At 62.8% G+C, this 18,392-nt stretch carries 16 protein-coding genes; 4 read left to right on the top strand and 12 right to left on the bottom strand.

Features of this window, described 5'->3' with window-relative positions; translation table 11 throughout:
* Positions 1-48 precede the first annotated feature (48 nt).
* Positions 49-1,461, bottom strand: coding sequence for an FAD-linked oxidase C-terminal domain-containing protein (locus tag CO671_RS05045; protein WP_097604990.1), 1,413 nt, complete (start codon positions 1,459-1,461; stop codon positions 49-51).
* A 149-nt stretch (positions 1,462-1,610) separates the two neighbouring features.
* Complete coding sequence (locus tag CO671_RS05040; RefSeq protein WP_097604987.1) at positions 1,611-2,645, bottom strand: aldo/keto reductase; 1,035 nt, start codon at positions 2,643-2,645, stop codon at positions 1,611-1,613.
* Between the two features lie 92 nt (positions 2,646-2,737).
* Between CO671_RS05040 and CO671_RS05035 the strand changes: the two genes are divergently transcribed.
* Both CO671_RS05035 and CO671_RS05030 read left to right on the top strand, forming a co-directional pair.
* The gene (locus CO671_RS05035; RefSeq protein ID WP_097604985.1) at positions 2,738-3,640 is read left to right on the top strand and encodes a LysR family transcriptional regulator; all 903 of its coding nucleotides are present in this window, start codon (positions 2,738-2,740) and stop codon (positions 3,638-3,640) included.
* A 231-nt stretch (positions 3,641-3,871) separates the two neighbouring features.
* Positions 3,872-4,957 carry an AbrB family transcriptional regulator gene (locus tag CO671_RS05030; RefSeq protein ID WP_097604983.1) on the top strand — a complete coding sequence of 362 codons (1,086 nt, stop codon included), beginning with the start codon at positions 3,872-3,874 and terminating at the stop codon, positions 4,955-4,957.
* A 26-nt stretch (positions 4,958-4,983) separates the two neighbouring features.
* Here the strand turns inward: CO671_RS05030 and CO671_RS05025 are convergent, their stop codons facing one another.
* Positions 4,984-5,853 carry an AraC family transcriptional regulator gene (locus CO671_RS05025; RefSeq protein ID WP_097604980.1) on the bottom strand — a complete coding sequence of 290 codons (870 nt, stop codon included), beginning with the start codon at positions 5,851-5,853 and terminating at the stop codon, positions 4,984-4,986.
* 44 nt (positions 5,854-5,897) lie between these two features.
* Here CO671_RS05025 and CO671_RS05020 point away from each other — a divergent pair, with 44 nt between their 5' ends.
* Entirely contained in the window at positions 5,898-6,305 is a 408-nt protein-coding gene (locus tag CO671_RS05020) for a DUF2000 family protein (protein ID WP_010030492.1), read from the top strand.
* A 105-nt stretch (positions 6,306-6,410) separates the two neighbouring features.
* Entirely contained in the window at positions 6,411-6,737 is a 327-nt protein-coding gene (locus CO671_RS05015; RefSeq protein ID WP_245424945.1) for a hypothetical protein, read from the top strand.
* A 91-nt stretch (positions 6,738-6,828) separates the two neighbouring features.
* Here the strand turns inward: CO671_RS05015 and CO671_RS05010 are convergent, their stop codons facing one another.
* From CO671_RS05010 to CO671_RS04970, 9 genes are all read right to left on the bottom strand, one after another.
* Positions 6,829-7,494 carry an OmpA family protein gene (locus CO671_RS05010; protein ID WP_004673336.1) on the bottom strand — a complete coding sequence of 222 codons (666 nt, stop codon included), beginning with the start codon at positions 7,492-7,494 and terminating at the stop codon, positions 6,829-6,831.
* A gap of 376 nt (positions 7,495-7,870) precedes the next feature.
* The gene (locus CO671_RS05005) at positions 7,871-8,869 is read right to left on the bottom strand and encodes a flagellin (RefSeq protein WP_097604977.1); all 999 of its coding nucleotides are present in this window, start codon (positions 8,867-8,869) and stop codon (positions 7,871-7,873) included.
* A gap of 271 nt (positions 8,870-9,140) precedes the next feature.
* Positions 9,141-12,296: an efflux RND transporter permease subunit gene (locus tag CO671_RS05000; protein ID WP_097604975.1), complete on the bottom strand. Its 3,156-nt coding sequence runs from the start codon at positions 12,294-12,296 to the stop codon at positions 9,141-9,143.
* The gene (locus CO671_RS04995) at positions 12,293-13,504 is read right to left on the bottom strand and encodes an efflux RND transporter periplasmic adaptor subunit (RefSeq protein ID WP_097604973.1); all 1,212 of its coding nucleotides are present in this window, start codon (positions 13,502-13,504) and stop codon (positions 12,293-12,295) included. Before CO671_RS04995 ends, CO671_RS05000 begins: the two co-directional genes overlap by 4 nt.
* A 277-nt stretch (positions 13,505-13,781) precedes the next feature.
* On the bottom strand, positions 13,782-14,693 hold the full coding sequence (locus CO671_RS04990) for an adenylate/guanylate cyclase domain-containing protein (protein WP_097604970.1): 912 nt from the start codon (positions 14,691-14,693) through the stop codon (positions 13,782-13,784).
* A gap of 122 nt (positions 14,694-14,815) precedes the next feature.
* Entirely contained in the window at positions 14,816-15,229 is a 414-nt protein-coding gene (locus CO671_RS04985) for a type II toxin-antitoxin system VapC family toxin (RefSeq protein WP_097604967.1), read from the bottom strand.
* Positions 15,226-15,489, bottom strand: coding sequence for a type II toxin-antitoxin system VapB family antitoxin (gene vapB, locus CO671_RS04980; protein WP_097604965.1), 264 nt, complete (start codon positions 15,487-15,489; stop codon positions 15,226-15,228). Before vapB ends, CO671_RS04985 begins: the two co-directional genes overlap by 4 nt.
* 79 nt (positions 15,490-15,568) lie before the next feature.
* Positions 15,569-17,119 (bottom strand): SpoVR family protein, encoded by a 1,551-nt coding sequence (locus CO671_RS04975; RefSeq protein ID WP_097604963.1) that lies wholly within the window; start codon positions 17,117-17,119, stop codon positions 15,569-15,571.
* Positions 17,116-18,390 (bottom strand): YeaH/YhbH family protein, encoded by a 1,275-nt coding sequence (locus CO671_RS04970; protein WP_097604960.1) that lies wholly within the window; start codon positions 18,388-18,390, stop codon positions 17,116-17,118. Before CO671_RS04970 ends, CO671_RS04975 begins: the two co-directional genes overlap by 4 nt.
* Between the last annotated feature and the right edge of the window lie 2 nt (positions 18,391-18,392).

Here is an 18,392-nt window from a genome sequence, read left to right as displayed (position 1 = left end):
GCTATTCATGCAGGGGGCAAGGCCCAAGTTCATGAGAATATTCCGTTTTCAGCCGTGATGGAAAATCTTGCCGGGATTGAAGATGCCGTCCGGATCGAGCGCCTGCTTCACCTGTCGCATCAGATCCACCGTCCCTCCCAGCTCCTGCTCCAGAAAGGCCATCTTTCCCTGCCCGATTCCATGTTCGCCGGTGCATGTCCCGTCCATGTCGAGCGCCCGCCGGTTGAGCCGCTGCACGAAGCTCTCGGCCATGGCAATGTCGTCGGCGCTTTTGTCATCGAACAGCAGCAGCACGTGGAAGTTCCCGTCGCCGGCATGGCCGACGATCGGGCCGAGCAGCCCGTGTTCCTCGATATCCGCCTGCGTTTGCGAAACGCAATCGGCAAGCCGCGATATCGGAACACAAACATCGGTCGAAAGTGCGGCAAGCCCTGGAGCCAGCGCCCTGGCCGACCAATAGGCATCGTGGCGCGCCTTCCAGAGCTTGGTCCGCTCCTCGGCATTGGCGGTCCAGAGGAATTCGCCCCCACCGCATTCAGCGGCAATCTCGGCAAAGGCTGCCGATTGCAGCGGCACGGTTTCGTCGGTGCCGTGGAATTCGAGGAACAGCGTCGGGCTTTCGGCATAGGAAAGCCCGGAATAGGCGTTGCACGCCCGCATCTGCACAGCATCGAGCAACTCGATGCGCGCCACCGGAATGCCCATCTGGATCGTCATGATGACGGCATCGCAGGCCGCCTTGATGCTCGGGAAGGTGCAGACGCCGCCGGCGATTTTCTGCGGGATCGCCTGCAGGCGCAGCGTCACCGATGTCAATATTCCGAGCGTGCCTTCGGCGCCGACAAAGAGCCGCGTCAGGTCGTAGCCGGCCGAGGACTTGCGGGCACGCCGGGCAGTACGGATTTCCTCGCCATTGGCGGTGACCGCGGTGACGGCGAGCACATTGTCCTTCATCGTCCCGTAGCGCACGGCATTGGTGCCCGACGCCCGTGTCGAGGCCATGCCGCCGATCGACGCATTGGCACCGGGATCGATCGGGAAGAACAGGCCGGTATCGCGCAGGTGGATATTCAGGGCCTCGCGAGTGATCCCCGGCTCGACCGTGCAGTCGAGATCCTCGGGATTGACCTCGAGCACGCGGTTCATGCGGCTGAAATCGATCGAAATACCGCCATTGGCGGCATTGACCTGTCCCTCGAGCGAGGAGCCGGTACCGAAGCCGATCACCGGCACCTTGTGGATCGCGCAGACCCTGACCACCATCTTCACATCCTCGGCGCTCTCGGCAAAGAGCACGCCGTCTGGCAGCTGCGACGGGATATACGTGGTCGTATGGGCATGCTGCTCACGGAAGGATTGGCCGGTCTGGAAGTGCTCGCCGAAGCTCTGCTTGAGAATGCCGAGCACAGCGGCAATGCCCGCCTCGTTGCGTGTACCGGCCTTTGCGTCCTTCAGCGCCATCTCTTTGATCTCCCTGCCATTCCAAGAAACCACGTCGTGTTTCGTGGGACCAGGCAGGGTATGCGGCAAGTCAAAGCGGCTGTCCAGTTAAGATTGGGAGAAGATTTCATTCCCCTTTTGTCATAGGACGGTCCGCTTTGTCCGACACCTCAGACGATCGGCGGATTGAGCCGGGCGAAGCCCTCCTGCCGTCGATATGGGAAATAGGGATAGGGCGCCGTCTCGGCGCTGACTGCGTCGAGCCTTTCGATCTGCTCCTTCGACAGGCTCCAGCCGACGGCACCGAGGTTCTGCCTGAGTTGCTCTTCGTTGCGGGCGCCGATGATGACGCTCGACACCGTCGGCCGGCCGAGCAGCCAATTGATGGCGATCTGCGGCACCGTCCTGCCCGCCTCCGTTGCGACGGCGTCCAGCACCTCGACGATGTCGTAGAGCTTCTCGTCGTCGACAGGCGGGCCGTATTGCGCCGTCTCGTGCAGGCGGCTTGCCGCCGGCAGCGCCTCACCGCGGCGGATCTTGCCGGTCAGCCGCCCCCAGGCGAGCGGGCTCCAGACGAGAGCGCCGACGCCCTGGTCGGCGCCGAGCGGCATCAGCTCCCATTCGTAATCCCGTCCCGCCAGCGAATAATAGACCTGATGGGCGACATAACGCGGATGGCCGTGGCGCTCGGCAGTCGCGAGCGACTTCATCAGTTCCCAGCCGGCAAAATTGGAAACGCCGATATAGCGGATCTTGCCGGAGGCGACGAGCCCGTCGAGCGTCGACAGCACCTCCTCGACCGGCGTCGAGGCGTCGAAAGCGTGAAGCTGCAGAAGGTCGATATAGTCGGTCCCAAGCCGGCGCAACGCCTTCTCGGTCGCGCGGATCAGCCGCGCCCGCGACGTTCCCCAGTCCTGCGGTCCTTCGCCGGTCGGCAACGCCGTCTTCGTCGAGATCAGCACGGCATCGCGCCGGCCGCGGATCGCCTGGCCGAGCACTTCCTCGGAGGCGCCGGCCGAATAGACGTCCGCCGTGTCGAAAAGATTGACGCCGGCTTCGAGACAGATGTCGACGAGCCGTCGCGCCTCCTCGGCATCAGTATTGCCCCATGCGCCAAACAGCGGCCCGCTGCCGCCGAAAGTGCCGGCGCCGAAGCTCAAGACCGGCACCCTGAGGCCGGACGCACCGAGATTTCTATATTCCATGGCTCTGTCTCCTGTGTTTCTCCTGAGATAGACCCGGCCCCTGTGGTGATATAGATTGCCTTTCAGCAAAGCATTTGTGATTTGAATTCATCATGGGCCGCCAGGACATCAACCGCTCCGGCGAGATGGAAGTCTTCGTCAGCGTCGTCGAGCGCGGTGGCTTTTCCGCGGCCGCCACGGTGCGGCGCATGACGCCGTCCGCCGTCAGCAAGCTCGTCGCCCGGTTGGAGGCGCGCCTCGGCGTCCGCCTCGTCAACCGCTCCACCCGCAGACTGCAACTGACGCCGGAGGGCTGTGCCTTCTACGAGCGCAGTATCGCCATCCTTGCCGATATCGCCGAGGCCGAACGCCAGGCCTCATCAGGCGAAGAAGCGGCAGGCCGCATCCGCATCAACACCAGCGGCTCCTTCGGCAATCATGTGCTGGCGCCGCTCGTGCCGGCCTTCATGGCGCTTCATCCCGCTGTGACGCTGGATATTGCCCATACCGACAAGGTGATCGACCTGATGGAGGAGCGCGCCGACGTCGCGATCCGCGCCGGGCCCTTGAAGAGCTCCAGCCTGATCGCCCGCAAGCTCGGCGCCACCGGCAAGATTATCGTTGCCTCACCTGATTACCTCGGCCGTCACGGTGAACCGCGCACGGTCGCCGATCTCCGTCGTCATTGCCGCATCGGCTTTTCCTATGCCCGCGCCATCGAGGGCTGGCCGATGCGGGAGAGCGGCGAGACGGTGACGATCCCGATCACTCCGGGCATTCAGGTCGCAGACGGCGAAGCCATGCGGCATCTCGCTCTGTCGGGCGCCGGCCTTGCCCGACTGGCCGCCTTCACCGTGCGTGCCGATATCGAGGCCGGTCGCCTGGCACCGGTGCTCGAAGACGCAAACCCCGGCGATCTCGAGGAGTTCTACGCCCTCTATATCGGCCAGGGCGGTCCACTGCCGGCGCGGGTCCGCGCCTTGCTCGACTTTCTCGCCGGCCATGTGCGGCTCTGAGGCATCGAACACGGTGCCTTATGAAAACAGCGACTTAAGCCGGCCACTTAAATCAAACTCGCATCCCAAAGCACCGAGAAGCCAGATTTCGCGATTGACCGCGTCCGGAGCACGCCTCTATACCGGGCCTGCGCCAGCCGGCCGTTGCTGTCGGCCTCTCTTCGTCACGCCGGAGCTTCCTCCCACCTTCAGCCTCAGGGCTTGGCGCCGGCTAGGAAAGATACGGGACACATGCCATTCAGCCGCCTGCTGCGCGATGCCGGCCTGCCGAAATGGGCGCTGTTGCTGGCGCTCTCGACCGCCTTCACCGTCTTCCTCGAACTCTTTGCCTTGCCCGCTTCGCTGCTGATCGGACCGATGGTCGCCGCCATCGCGCTGGCGCTGACCGTCGGCAAGGGAAAGCTTCGCGTCCCGCTCTGGCCGCTGCAACTCGGCCAGGTGCTCGTTGGCCTGATGATGGCGCGCACCATCACCCCCGACATTCTCGGCACCATGGCGAAGGATGCGCCGCTCTTCCTGCTGTTCATCTTCTCCGTCATCGCTATTGCCACCGGCCTCGGCTGGCTCCTGACGCGCTGGCAGGTGCTGCCCGGAACGACCGCCGTCTGGGGCTCCTCGCCGGGCGGCGCCTCGGCGATGGTCATCATGTCGGAAGCCTATGGCGCCGATGCCCGGCTCGTCGCCTTCATGCAATATCTGCGTGTCGTCTTCGTCGCCGTCGGCGCCTCGGTGATTTCACGCCTGTGGGTGGCCGCCGACGGCGCCGAGCCGCCGCCGCTCATCCTCTTTCCCGAAGTCGACTGGCCTGCCCTTGCAGCGACGATGGCCTTTGCCGCCCTCTGTGCCTACACCGTGCGGCGCCTGCGCATCCAGGGCGGGATGATCATCGTGCCGCTCTTTCTCGGCGCCTTCCTGCAAGGGATCGGCCTGATGAAGATCGAGCTGCCGATGTGGCTGCTCGCCATCGCCTATGCGCTCGTCGGCTGGAGCATCGGCCTGCGCTTCACCCGCTCGATCCTTTCGCATGTGGCGCGCGCCCTGCCGCGAGTGTCGGCCTGCATCGTGCTGCTGATGGCGCTTTGCGGCTGCATGGCAGCCGCCCTTCACGTCTTCGCCGGCATCGATCCGCTGACCGCCTATCTCGCCACCAGCCCCGGCGGCGCCGATTCCGTCGCCATCATCGCCGCCTCCAGCAATGTCGACGTGCCCTTTGTGATGGCGATGCAAACCGGCCGCTTCCTTGTCATCCTGCTGATCGGCCCGATGCTCGCCCGCTTCATCGCCCGCCGCTCCGGTCTTGCGGAAAATCCCGTTTGAAGCGCCCTCAACGCATACACCTGTGCCTAGCTGCCGGGACTGCGCGCCAGCGCCGCCCACTGCCCGGGCGTCATGCCGTAGGCCTTCTTGAAGTGGCGGTTGAGATGGCTCTGGTCGGCAAAGCCGGTCGCCGCTGCCGTATCCGAAATGCCCTCACCCGCGCCGATCATCGCCCGGGCCTGCTGCAGCCGCCGCATCAGGAGGTAGCGGTGCGGACTGGTGGCGAAGGCCGCCCGGAAATGCCGCGACAGCGCGAAACGATCGAGCCCGGTAACCGCTTCCAGTTCGCCGGAATGAACCGGCCGTGTGGCATGCGCTTCAAGATAATCGCGCGCCGCCCGTGTTTGCCGCCAGGCGATCGCCCCGAGCGGCCGGCGCGGCAACCGCGCGTGCCGTGACAAGCCGCCCGTCACCCGCGACACGAAATCGTCGACGAAGAGCTCATCCAGTTCGCGGTCGAGTTCGCCGAGGGCGGCAAGCAGCACGCCGGCCATCGCCGGATCGCCGATGACCGGTTCATCGACGAACGGCAGCCCAAGGCCTTCCGCCTCCAGGCATTCGAGCAGCAGCGCCGGCTCCAAATAAAGCATGCGGTATTGCAGCCCGTCCTCCGTTCCTGCCCCGCCGTCGTGTTCCTCGTCGGGGTGCAGCACGATAACCTGCCCCGGCAGGCTGAAGCGCCGTTCGCCGCGATAGCGAAAAGTCTGCACGCCTTTCACGGTGACGCCGAGCGCGTAGGTGTCGTGCCGGTGCGGCTCGAAGGCATTGCCGGAGAATTGCGCGCCGATGCGCTCGATGCCGGGAAAGGCGGGCGCGGTCAGAATGCCGTTGCCGGATGGCCCGGTGCACAAACGTTCAAGACCTTCGAAGACCTGCGGATATAGATCCTGGCTCAATGCCCTCGATACTCCTATTCCATGCAGAGGTGAAAGACTGTCTGATGTTTGATACCAAAATCGCCGTCGTCCTGCGAAACAATCTTGCTGCCTGGCAGAAGCTGAATGTCACCGCCTTCCTGATGACCGGCGTCGCCGGCGGGCATCCCGAGATCATCGGCGAGCCCTACCGCGACCGTGCCGGCAACATCTACAACCCCTTGTCGATCCAGCCGATCATCGTGCTTTCCGCCGACGAGGCGACGATGTCGGCAATCCACCGCCGCGCGCTGGAACGGGATGTCACCGCCTCGCTGTTTATCGAGGAGATGTTCACGACCGGTCACGACGCCGCCAATCGCGCCGTCTTTTCCGAATATGCGCCCGACGATGCCAAGGTCGTCGGCATCGCGCTGCGCGCCGAAAAGAAGATCGTCGACAAGATCACCAAGGGTGCGGCGATGCAGCATTGATGGACGCCGGGTACGTCTCTTCAGCGAACCGCCACCGAAGAGAGTAATCGATTTATCAACTATCCTGAGTTGAAGTCTTTTTCGGAAGCAGTCAAAAGTTCGTCCATGGCCATGGAGGAATCGATGACGGAAGTGGAGCTGGCTGTTGCAATGGTCCTGGCGAGTTCGGCGGGCGGGGCGCTTGGCGCGATGAATGCCAAGGCTCAAGCCTGGAAAGGCTTCGTCATTATCGCCGTCTCGGCCATCGCGACGGTGGTCATATTTACATTGTTGAACGTCGACAACGAGATTCTGACGTCCCTCGGCAGTATCATCATCGCAGGGATCGTCGGCGCCATCCTGAAAATGTCGCCGCGTCAGATCTCTATCGTGATCATCGGTGCGATCCTGGCGAGCGCGATCGCCGCCATTATCATCAGCCTCATTGTCTGAACGCCGCAGTCAGTTCGAGCGCCTAGGGGGCGCTCGAACCATGGCGATGAACGGTCGGATACGTGACCGGCCGCTCCTGACACAAATGAGCTCAGCCCTGGGTGATCGGCGCGATCTGAATTTCGACGCGACGGTTCTGGGCGCGGCCCGCTTCGGACGCATTGGAGGCGACCGGCTGGGACGGGCCGAAGCCGACGGCGGAGACGCGGCGCTGGTCGATGCCCTGGCCGCCGAGATAATCGGCAACCGAAAGCGCACGGCGCTGCGACAGATCCTGATTGTGCTGCAGGCTGCCTGTCGAATCCGTGTGGCCGTTGACGTCGATCAGCGTGCGGTTGAACTTGCGCAGCACGATCGCGACCGAATTCAGCGTCGGATAGAAGCCCGGCTTCACCGCATCCTGGTCGACGTCGAAGGTGATGTTCGAAGGCATGTTGAGAATGATGTTGTCGCCGTTGCGGGTCACCGAAATGCCGGTACCTTCGAGCTGGGCGCGAAGCTCTGCTTCCTGCTGATCCATATAGTTGCCGATCGCACCGCCGGCGAGAGCGCCGATGCCGGCGCCGATCAGCGCCGCATTGCGCTTGCCGTGCCCGCCGCCGCCGACGGCGACACCGACGAGAGCGCCGCCAAGCGCGCCGAGCGCCGCGCCCCCCGCCGTATTGGAAACCTTCTGTTCACCGGTATAGGGATCGGTCGTCGTGCAGGCGCTGAGATAGCTTGCTGCGACAGCCAGAAGTATGAATTTCTTGATCATGGACAGGACAGTCTCCGTTCAAAGCTGATGCGAGCAAATGGCAAGGATTACGGCAAGAAAATGAAGATGTTCCCTTGATAGGGGAATTTCAGGCGCCGAAACAGCGGCCATGTTGCTTGAATGCGCTGATATCACCAGTTTTAGCAACGAGGGCGGGTGCCGATACCGCATGAGCGCCGGTGGCCCGGCCCCGTCCTTCGAGGCCCTGCGGGGCACCTCAGGATGAGGCCGGAGAGAGGTTACCGCTTGCCCAACGGAGAATGCAGTGCCTTGCCGCCGATAGCCTCGCGGCAGGGCACAACAACTAGCCCTCATGGTGAGGAGGCCCGCAGGGCCGTCTCGAACCACGAGGGCGGGTGGCTGGGTGATCGCACCTTTAGAAATTCTGGAACAGCTGCCGCACCGTATCGTAGGTCGCGTTGGCGATGTTCAGCGATTGCAAGCCGAGCTGCTGCTGCGTCTGTAATGCCTTGAGCTTGCTGGCCTCCTCCTCCATGTCGGCATCGACCAGCCGGCCGATGCCGGCGGTGATGTTGTCGTGCAGTTTGGCGGCGAAATCGCTTTGCAGCTCGATGCGTTTTTCCAGCGCGCCGAAGGCCGAGCCCACCGTCGTCAGCTGCGTCAGCGCCGCATCGACGACACTGATCATCTCGCCGATCTGCCCCTGCGTCGTCGCGGCCGATAGCGAAATGACGACCTGACCGGTGGTGGTGCCGTTCTTGCTGGTCATCAGCACGTAATTCTGCGAGGTCCCGAGCTCGCTGGCGAAATGGGCCGAGGTCAGTACGCCGTATTCGCCGGCGCCGGTCGCCCGGTCATCGATGAGATAGCGCGCATCCTTGGAGCTCGTGGCGCCAACCGGCGTATTGTCGATATGGTAGCTCAGCATGCCGACTGAAATCGTGCCGTCGGCATTGCGGATAAAGGAGGCCGGAATTTGCCGCGGTTGCGTCGGCGTGGCGTCGTTGTTGAGGACGACCCAGTTATCGCTGTTGAAGGTCGCCGATTCAGAGACGCTACGCAGCTGCTCCTGCAGTTGCTTGAGCTCTTCGTTGATCTTCGTTTTGTCGACCCCGTCCTCGGTCGCGGCGACCAGCTTCGCCTTGATCTCCGACACGACGTCGACGACGTTCTGGACGCCGGTATAGGCGGTACCCATCGTCGCCGCCGCCATGCCGAGCGCATCCTGGACCGCCGAAATCGCCTTGTTGTCGGTCCGTGCGGTGGTGGCGATCGACCAGTAAACCGCATTGTCGGCCGCTTTCGCGACACGCATGCCCGTCGTGATGTGATTCTGCGTGACCGTCATATTGCGGTTGATATCGCGCAGCATATGGAGCGCCGCATCGATGGAGACGCGCTGATAAATACTCACGGGAACTAAACTCCAAAAACACAACAGAACGCAACTGAACCAGGAATGAACCATCCGCGCGGACACTCATGTCCGGGGTCGCTGAATCCAGCGCGTTGCGGCCTTCGAGAAACGGAGAAGACCAGTTGGTTCCTGGTCACGATCATTGCCGCTTATGCTTAACAAACGGCTAATCTTCAGACGAAATTTATCGTATTTGGCAAGGCTTGATATACCATAAGAAACCCCGCCGAATGAAAATCCGGCGGGGGGATTCAGTCCGATGCAAGCCTCATTCTGCGGCTTGCAGCTGCTCTTCGTCTGGTGCGGCGCGAGGCCGGGTGGCGATCGCCATCTCCTCGTGCAGGCGCGCTTCTTCGTGGGCGTGCGGCTTGGCAAAACGAGCGAGCAGCAGATAGGCGACCGGGGTGATAAACAGCGTCACCAGCGTCGCGAAGCCGAGGCCGCCGACGATCACCCAGCCGAGCGCCACGCGCGCTTCCGCACCGGCGCCATGAGCAAAGACCAGTGGCACGCCGCCAAGAATGGTGGCGATCATCGTCATCATGACAGGGCGAAGGCGTAGCGCGCAGGCTTTCTCGATCGACGCGCGCACGTCCTCGCCCCGGTCGCGCAGCTGGTTGGCGAATTCGACGATCAGAATGCCGTTCTTCGCCATAACGCCGACGAGCAGCACCAGGCCGATCTGGCTGTAGATGTTGAGGCTGGAGCCGGTGATAACAAGCGCGAAGACGGCGCAGGCAAGGCCGAGCGGCACCGTCGACATGATGATCAGCGACGACAGCACGCTTTCGAACTGCGCCGCCAGCACCAGGAAGATGATGACGATGGCGAAGCCGAAGGTCAGCGCCATGCCGTTCGAGTTCTCTTCCAGCGTCGCAGCTTCGGCAAGCGGCAGCAGGCGCGCGCCCGGCGGCAGCAGCGGCTCGGCGAGTTCGGTCACCTGCTTGACGGCATCGCCGAGCGACACGTTGTTCTTAAGCCCGGCGGTGATCGCGACGGAGGCGAGCTGCTGCTCGCGGTTCAGCTGCGGCGCGACCGAGCCCTCCTTCATCGTGGCGATGACCGACATTGGCACGATCTTGCCGTCGCCGGTCTTCAGGAACACGTTTTCTAGGTCGGTCGGATCGTCGATCGGCCGCGTCGTCGAAGTCAGAAGCACAGGATAGGATTCGCCGTCGACGAAGACGTCGACCACCGAGCGCCCTTCGAGCAGCGACTGGATCGCCGTCGAAAGCCCCGTAATGTCGATGCCGAGATCCGAGGCACGTTCACGGTCGATCGCCACCGACACCTGCGCCTGGCTCGGTTCGTTGGTCAGGCGCGGCGTATCATATTGGCCGGTGGCTTCGAGCGCCTGAACCAGCTTGGCGGCCGCCGCCGTCAGCGCCTGGTGATCATTGCCGACCAGCGCCATCTGCACGCCGCTGCCGGCACCGCGGATACGCAGGCTGTTGGAGGAGATCGCGTTGCCGCGCAGCGCCGGCACCTTCGCCGCCGCCTGGTTGATGTCGGCGACGATCTCGGCCTGAGTCCGGTGGCGTTCACCCCAGGGGGCAAGTGTCAGCACCATGAAACCGCTGTTCAGCGAGCCGCCCTGGCCGGAAATCGAGAAGACGTTGCGGATGTCGCCGCTGTCGACCAGCGGCTGCAGATATTCCTCGACGAGCTGCATCTTGTCGCGGGTATATTCGAGGCTCGATCCCTGCGGCGTCGTCAGCCGCATCATCACCATCGACCGGTCTTCTTCCGGCGTCAGCTCGCTCTTGACCGTGGAAAAGGCGATGACCGCTGCACCGGCAAAGATCACCGAGAACAGGATGACGACCAGGGGCGCGTTGAGACAGCCATGCAGCGCCCATTTATAGAGACGGGCGAGCGCGCCCCCGAAACGGCCGAGCACACCGTGATCCTCGATCATCGGCTTCGTCAGCATGCGCGAGGCGAGCATCGGGCAGAGCGTCAGCGCCACGATCGACGACAGCCCGACCGAGAAGGCGAGCACGAAGCCGAATTCGCGGAACAGGCCGCCGACCTGACCGGGCAGGAAGGAGAGCGGAATGAACACCGCCGCCAGCGTCGCGGTCGTGGCGACGACGGCGAAGAACACCTCACGCGTGCCGAGCACGGCCGCCGCCCGCGGCCCCATGCCCTCGGCGCGCCGGCGCACGATGTTTTCGAGCACCACGATCGCGTCGTCGACGACGAGGCCGGTCGCCAGAACGATGGCGAGCAACGTCAGGATGTTGATCGAGAAGCCGACCATGTAGATCGCCGCCAGCGTCCCGATCAGCGCCACCGGCATGCTGACCGCCGGGATCAGCGTAGCCCGCCAGTCGCGCAGGAAGAGATAGATGACGGCGGTGACGATGACGGCGGCAAGCACCAATGCCAGCACCACCTCATGGATCGCGCCCTCGATGAAGACGGCGTCGTCGCTGGTGATGGCGATCGTCGTTCCCGCGGGCAGCGTTTTCGACAATTGCTCGACGGCGGCCTTGATGCCGGTCGAGATGTTCAGCGTGTTCGACTGCGCCTGGCGGATGATGCCGAGGCCGATGCCGGGCTTGCCGTTGGAACGCAGCGCAGTATCCCCGTCGCGAGGCCCAAGCGTCACCGTCGCGACGTCGCCGAGGCGGACACGGTCCTGCAGCATGACGTTGGAAAAATCGGCCGGCGTCTGCAGGTTGGCGGTGGCGCGCACGACAATATCCTGCGTCGTGCTCTTCAGCGAGCCGGCCGGCACATCGAGCGCGGCATTGTCGAGCGCCTTCGTCAGGTCGCCGATCGTCAGTCCGCGGCTTGCCAGCGCGCCCTGGTCGACATCGACACGGAAAACCTTCTCCTGGTCACCATATTCTTCGACATCGGCCACGCCGTCGACGGAGGCCAGCCGATCGATCACCTCGTTCTCGACGAGCAGCGTCAGGTCGTCCATGTTGAGGTTGGTGGAGGTGACGGCAAGGCGCATGATCGCCGAGGAGTCCGAATCCGCCTTGACGATCTGCGGCGCATCCGCCTCGTCGGGCAGGTTCTGGGTGATGCGGCCGATCGCGTCGCGCACGTCGTTGGCGGCGACTGCGAGATCGATCGCATCGGAAAATTCGAGCGTCACCCGGCTCTGGCCAAAGGAAGAGGTGGACGAGATCGATTTCAGGCCGCTGACGCGGGCAACCGCGCCCTCGATCACCTTGGTCAATTCCTGGTCGATCGTCTGCGGCGATGCGCCGTCGAAGGTGGTGCGCACGGTGACGACGGGACGATCGACATCCGGCAGCTCGCGGACCTCGACGCCGACATAGGCGGCAAGGCCGGCGACGACCATCAGCGTGTTGAACACCAGCGCCAGGATCGGCCGGCGAACGAAAAGCGCGGTGAAGCTCTGCTTGCCCGACGATCCGCCCTGATGAATCTCGGTCACGTTCATTGGGTCGCGACCTCCCCGTTCGCGGCGACATCGGCGGAAACACGCACCGCCCCGCCCTCACGCACCCGCTGCAGGCCCTGCGTCACGATCTTGTCGCCATCCTTGAGGTCGGCCTTGACGAGAATGAAATCGGGATTGCGCTGCACGATGCTCACCCGCACCTTATGCGACTTGTCGTCGGCCACTTGCCAGACGAAGGATCCTTGCGAATCCCACTGCACGGACTGCGGATCGACCGCCGGATATTTGTCGCCGGGGAATTTCATGCTGACGCTGAAGGACATGCCGGCGCGCAACTCGTCCGACGAGTTGTCGATCCGGGCGCGCAGGCGCAGCGTGCGGCTTGCAGCATCGATGCGGTTGTCGACGGCCTCTATCACGCCTGAGAACATCTGCCCCGGCTTTGCGACCGACATCGCCTCGACCGGCTGGCCGACCGCAACCGTATTGGAGAAGCGCTCCGGCACCCAGAAATCGACGAGGATTTCCGAACGGTCGTCGAGGGTGACGATCGGCGTCGTCGTCGTGACGTTGTCGCCGATATTGACCGGCACGATGCCGACGATGCCGTCGATCGGCGCGATGATATTGCGCCGGGCGAGGTTGAGCTCGGCGGCCTGGAGCTGCAGGCGGGCGCCCTGCTCGGCGATCTCGGAATCGAAGACGTCCATGCGCGACACGCTGGACTTGATGTTGTGATAGAGATTGGATTTTTCGACGGCGGCCCTAACCGCCACATCCGCCTGGCCGCGGGCGATCACCTGCTCCTCGCTGTCGAGCTTGGCCAGCACCTGGCCGGCCTTCACCCTGTCGCCCGACTTGATGAGAATCTCGCGAATAGTCCCGGATGCCTGCGGCGTCACGGCGACCGAACGGATCGCGTCACCTGTGCCGATGGCGTTGAGCCGATCGTTGACGACGCCCTGGACGACAGCCTCGGTCGCGACGAGTATCGCGCTGTTGCGCCCGCCGCCATTGCGGCGGTTCTGCCCCTCGCCCTCGCCCTGGCCACGCCGCTGGCCTTGCGCCCCAGCCGGAGCCCCGGCATCGACCGTCTCTTCTGCCTTCGGTGCGATCTTGGAAACGAGGCTCTCCGGAATGCCTGCATCGCGCATCATATCGCCGGCACCCGGCACAAAGAAAACCCATGCGGCAAAGCCGGCAATAATGACGATGAGCGAAAGTATAAACTGCTTCCAAAAGGCCATTCACGTCTCCGGAGGGACTCGAGGTTGGACCAGGGTCGGTCGAAAGAGGCGCTGTGGGAACGAAGTCCCCCAGGGATCAAGAACCCCTGTTGATGCGACAATATCGCGCGTTTACAGCTTAACGGCAAGCATAAGCACCCGGCATTACCGATTTGTAATATCAGCAAAGAATGGAAATAACCCGGACGCTCACTTTTGCTTGAACGAAGCTCGCAAACGTCTTGACGAAGCCGGCTTCGAGGCAAGATTGCTCGGCAAAACCGGTGCCCGTGAATGTCTACCGACGCATTGACCACCGCAGGCCGAGCACCGCCGCCAGCCCCAGCACCGGCCACACCGCCCAGAAGCGTCCTTCCCAGGTGAAGAGGTTGATGCCGATGATGCCGAGCGCCACAATCGCCAGCGCCGCGAGCTTGCGATCGAAGAGGGTCTGGCCACGGTTCCAGGCCAGCGCCGCAACGACGGCGAGCGCAAGGACGGGAAAGCGCGCCCAGAATACGCCCTGCCACGACAAAAGATTGATACCGATCAGCACGGCGGCAATGACGCCGAGCACGGCAAACAGCCTTCGTCCGCCGGGAGCCGGCCTTGCCTCCTCCGTGATCGCAAGTGCGGGTGATGACCGGGCAGCGGCAGGTCGCTCGGCAGACGGCGCCTCGTCGCTTCCGTCGCCGATCCTCACCGCATAGCTCGGCACGCCTTCTTCGACATTCTTGACCATCAGCGGCCCGAGAAACTCGAAACCGACCGCCACCTTGTTGCGAACCTGGTCGTAGACGGTGCTCGATATGACAATTCCGCCCGGCGCGGCCGAGGCCTGCAGCCGCGCGGCGATGTTGACGCCGTCGCCATAGATGTCGTCGCCCTCGACGATCACATCGCCGAGATTGAGGCCGATACGGAACAGCATGCGCCCGTCGTCCGGGCGGCGGGCGTTGAAGCCGGCAAGTTCGTTCTGCGTGTCGACGGCTGCACGCACGGCCTCGACCACGCTCGGGAAATCGGCGATCAGCCCATCGCCCCAGGTGTTGACGACACGGCCGCCATGGCTTTCGATCAGCCGCCCCATCGCCTCCCGGCAGCGCTTCAGCGTTGCAAGCGTCCCCTCCTCGTCGGCTCCCATCAGCCGCGTATAGTCCTGCACGTCAGCACAGAAGATCGTCGTCAGCTTGCGCCGCGTTTCACCCATGGCCCTTCGTCTCCGCGCTGTCCGACCCGGAGGGATCGCAACGACAGCAGATTACGAAGGCTTTGCCTTTGTTGCCACCGGTAATTGCCGATCGATCATCCATCACTCCTGATGTAAGCAGTTCAGCTTCTTTCGCCCGTCCAGTCGTCGACCTTTAAAGGCTCAGAAATGCGAGCAAAAGCCTTGTCACGCGTGACGAGGGTTGCCGCGGTCGCAACGGCATGAGCGGCAATCATCATGTCCAGGGGCGCCAGAATCGTGCCTTTGGCTTCACAGGCGGCGCGCAGGTCACCATAGGCCCGCGTGACGTCGTGATTCCAGGGGAGAACATCGACCCTGAGAAGGAATTGCCTTACCCGCTCGGATAGCGCCTTCGGATAGCCTCGCTTGGCAAGACCGTAGAACAATTCCCCTTCCGTGATCGATGAGATGGCGATCTCGTCCATTGGAAGCGCCGCCAGTCTTTTAAGTATCTCCGGCCGATCGCCTTTGATGACATGACTGGCGATATTGGTGTCGAGCATCCATGCCGTCATCCCTTCCAACCTTCGAACGGATCACGATCTTGCGAAGGCTGGCTACGATCGGCCGGCCCAAGGAAATCGTCGGGAATCGGATCCTTCCGATGGAGTTCGAAAAGGCCATCCCATGAATCCGGCTTGCGCGATAATATGACATCACCGGTCTTCGGATCACGACGAACGAACACTTCGCTCTCCTCAAAGCGAAACTCCGCAGGGAGCCTCACCGCCTGGCTGCGGCCGGTCGTAAAAATCTTAGCCGTTTTCGTTGCCATGACAGCCTCCCCATTGCGATAGCTATCATGGTATATACCATCGACTGGCAGCAGACAAGCATGTCACCGGTGCCGGCGATTATTGAACGATCTTGCGCGGGCTCGCCGTGTGCTCCCTCGCCACCGTATTGGAACCGTCGATCTCCTGGAGCAAGACATCGTAGCCCCAGAGATCGGCAAGATGCTGCAGGACGAGTTTCGTGTCGTTTTCCTGAAGATAGCAGCCGTTCATGACGATATGCTGCAGCAGCAGACGGCGGTCGCCGGCGAGGTCGACATCGACGATGTCGATGGCCGGATCGGTCCAGCCGATATCATATTCGCGGGAGAGCTGGCGGCGGATGCGCAAGTACCCGCGCTCATTGTGGATCGCCGAAACCAGCACACCCTCGGTCTGTTCCGGATCGTCATAAAGATGGAACAGGCGCAGCTGCCGGATGAGGTTCGGGCTCAGGAACTGGCTGATGAAACTCTCGTCGCGGTAATTGGCCCAGACGTCGCGCAGGACCGCCATCGCATCGCCGCGGCCGGCGATGTCGGGGAACCATGCGCGATCCTCCTCCGTCGGCTTCGTGACGATCCTCTCGATATCCTGCATCATCGCAAAGCCGAGCGCATAGGGATTGAAACCCGAGAACCGCCGGTCGTCATAGCTTGGCTGGAAGACGACATTGGCGTGCGACTTCAGGAATTCGAGGAAGTTCCCATCGCTGATCTGCCCCCGCTCGTGAAGCCGGTTCATGATCTGGTAATGGACGAAGGTGGCAGTTCCTTCATTCATGACCTTGGTCTGCCGCTGCGGATGGAAATATTGCGCGACATGGCGGACGATGCGAAGAATCTCGCGCTGCCACGGCTGCAGCCGCGGCGCAGACTTCTCAAGAAAATACAGGATGTTGTCTTGCGGCAGGCCGAGCGCGGCACGGCGCTTTTCCAAGCCGATGTCACCCGCCTTTTTCGCCTTGCCGACGGGAACCGTGCGCCACAGGTCGTTGAACATCTGCTCTTCGTGGGCGCGGCGCTCCTGCTGCCGCTTCTCCTCCTGGCGAAGGTCGGTCGCAGTCTTGCCCGCGTATCGATGCACCCCGTGCGACATTAGCGCATGCGCTGCATCGAGCGTCCGTTCAACCGCCGTCTCGCCATACCGTTCTTCGCAGCGCGTGATATAACCCTTTGCGAAATCGAGGTAATCGAGAATTCCTTCCGCATCGGTCCAGAGCTTGAAGAGATAATTGTTCTTGAAGAAGTGATTATGGCCGAAGGCCGCATGGGCGGTGACGAGCGTCTGCATCGTCGCCGTGTTCTCTTCCATCAGATAGGAAATGCAGGGGGAGCTGTTGATGACGATCTCGTAGGCAAGGTCGCGCATCCCGCGGCGGTAGAATGTTTCATGATGCGCGAAGTGTTTTCCGAAGGACCAATGGCGGTAAAACAGCGGCATGCCGGTTGAGGAATAAGCATCCAGCATCTGCTCCGAAGTGATGACCTCGATCTGGTTCGGATAGACATCGAGGCCGAGTTCGCCGAGCGCAATCGCCTCGCAGGCGTCGTGAATGCGCTGCAGTGTTGCGAAGTCCCAGTCGGCACCTTCGAACAAAAGCCGGTCTTTCGGCCTCACCGTCATGGTCATGGCGTCACCCTCGACTGTGCGTCACGTTTCTGGAAGAGATCGTGGAAAACGGGGAATATCTCGCCTCGCCGGCAGACCTTGCGCATCGAAAGCGGCAGCGCTTCGGAACGGATCCCGTCATAGAGCATCCAGAGCGGTGACCGGGATACGGAAGAATCGCCGCCTTCCTCGCCCACCTCGATATAGGCAAAATACTGGCACAACGGCAAAATATCGCGCAGCAGCTGCCCGGTAAGGTTGCCGTCGGAATGGGCGTTGTCGCCGTCCGAGGCCTGGGCGCCGTAAATATTCCATTCGGCCGGATCGAAACGCGCCGCGATGATCGCCCGCATCGCCGCAAGGGCGCTGGAAACAAGCGTGCCGCCCGTCGCCGGACCGTAGAAGAAGGTTTCCTCGTCGACCTCTTCGGCCCTGTCGGTATGACGGATGAAGACGATTTCCACTTTCTTGTAGCGTTTCGACAGGAAAAGGTAGAGCAGCAGATAGAACCGCTTCGCCAGGTCCTTCATGTGCTCCGACATGGAGCCGGAGACGTCCATCAGGCAGAACATCACCGCTTTCGCCACAGGCTTCGGCTCGTTTTCGAAGCGGCGATACCGAACGTCGAGCGGATCGATATAGGGAATGCGCCGGCTTTTCTCCGTCAGCGATTTGAGCTTGGCCTCAAGCGCCAGACGGCTCTCGTCGTCTTCGCATTCCTCGATCTGCCGCTGCAGCGCTTCGATCTCTTCGCGGCGTGGGCGTCCCAGCGCGACGCGGCGCATCATCGCCAGCCTGGTCGTGCGACCGACGGCAATGTTGGACGGCGATCCTGACACGGAATAGCCGGCCCGGAAGGGCGTTTCCTCTTCGGTTTCGGCCAGACGCCGCTTGGCGAGATCGGGCAGTTCCAGATCGTCCAGGAACACATCGAGGAATTCCTCGCGCGTCAGCACGAAACGGAAGCCGTCCTCGCCGTCGCCTTCGCCCGCATCCTTGGGTTTTCCGCCCCTGCTCCCCGGCGGGCGCGGAAGAATGTCGCCTTCGACGAAGGCCCTGTTTCCGGGCAGAATATGATCGCGGATGCCGCCGTCGCCCCTCCGCAGGTTCGGCTCGGCCATCCCATCGATCGGCAGGCTGATTTCCCCGCCGTCGAGCACATCGCGAATGTTACGGTTTTGCAGAGAACGTTTGACCGCCTGCTGCACGGCGCCCTTCATGCGTCGAAGGAACCGCTGCCGATTTTCCAGACTTTTACCGCGCGGATTCAGCCGCCGGTCGACAATGTGCATAA

The sequence above is a fragment of the Rhizobium sp. M10 genome (genome assembly GCF_002531955.1).
GTDB classification, from domain to species: Bacteria; Pseudomonadota; Alphaproteobacteria; order Rhizobiales; family Rhizobiaceae; genus Rhizobium; species Rhizobium etli_C.
The sequence above is the reverse complement of the archived record's forward strand: the minus strand, read 5'-3'. Positions and strand labels throughout refer to the sequence as shown.

Excerpts from the sequence above, each read along its gene's own strand:
- CO671_RS05010 (WP_004673336.1), bottom strand. The coding sequence starts at position 7,494 with ATGATCAAGAAATTCATACTTCTGGCTGTCGCAGCAAGCTATCTCAGC.
- vapB (WP_097604965.1), bottom strand. The coding sequence starts at position 15,489 with ATGGCAACGAAAACGGCTAAGATTTTTACGACCGGCCGCAGCCAGGCG.
- CO671_RS04985 (WP_097604967.1), bottom strand. The coding sequence starts at position 15,229 with ATGACGGCATGGATGCTCGACACCAATATCGCCAGTCATGTCATCAAA.
- CO671_RS05040 (WP_097604987.1), bottom strand. The coding sequence starts at position 2,645 with ATGGAATATAGAAATCTCGGTGCGTCCGGCCTCAGGGTGCCGGTCTTG.
- CO671_RS05030 (WP_097604983.1), top strand. The coding sequence starts at position 3,872 with ATGCCATTCAGCCGCCTGCTGCGCGATGCCGGCCTGCCGAAATGGGCG.
- CO671_RS04975 (WP_097604963.1), bottom strand. The coding sequence starts at position 17,119 with ATGACCATGACGGTGAGGCCGAAAGACCGGCTTTTGTTCGAAGGTGCC.
- CO671_RS05045 (WP_097604990.1), bottom strand. The coding sequence starts at position 1,461 with ATGGCGCTGAAGGACGCAAAGGCCGGTACACGCAACGAGGCGGGCATT.
- CO671_RS05000 (WP_097604975.1), bottom strand. The coding sequence starts at position 12,296 with ATGAACGTGACCGAGATTCATCAGGGCGGATCGTCGGGCAAGCAGAGC.
- CO671_RS05015 (WP_245424945.1), top strand. The coding sequence starts at position 6,411 with ATGGCCATGGAGGAATCGATGACGGAAGTGGAGCTGGCTGTTGCAATG.
- CO671_RS05020 (WP_010030492.1), top strand. The coding sequence starts at position 5,898 with ATGTTTGATACCAAAATCGCCGTCGTCCTGCGAAACAATCTTGCTGCC.
- CO671_RS04970 (WP_097604960.1), bottom strand. The coding sequence starts at position 18,390 with ATGCACATTGTCGACCGGCGGCTGAATCCGCGCGGTAAAAGTCTGGAA.
- CO671_RS04995 (WP_097604973.1), bottom strand. The coding sequence starts at position 13,504 with ATGGCCTTTTGGAAGCAGTTTATACTTTCGCTCATCGTCATTATTGCC.
- CO671_RS05035 (WP_097604985.1), top strand. The coding sequence starts at position 2,738 with ATGGGCCGCCAGGACATCAACCGCTCCGGCGAGATGGAAGTCTTCGTC.
- CO671_RS04990 (WP_097604970.1), bottom strand. The coding sequence starts at position 14,693 with ATGGGTGAAACGCGGCGCAAGCTGACGACGATCTTCTGTGCTGACGTG.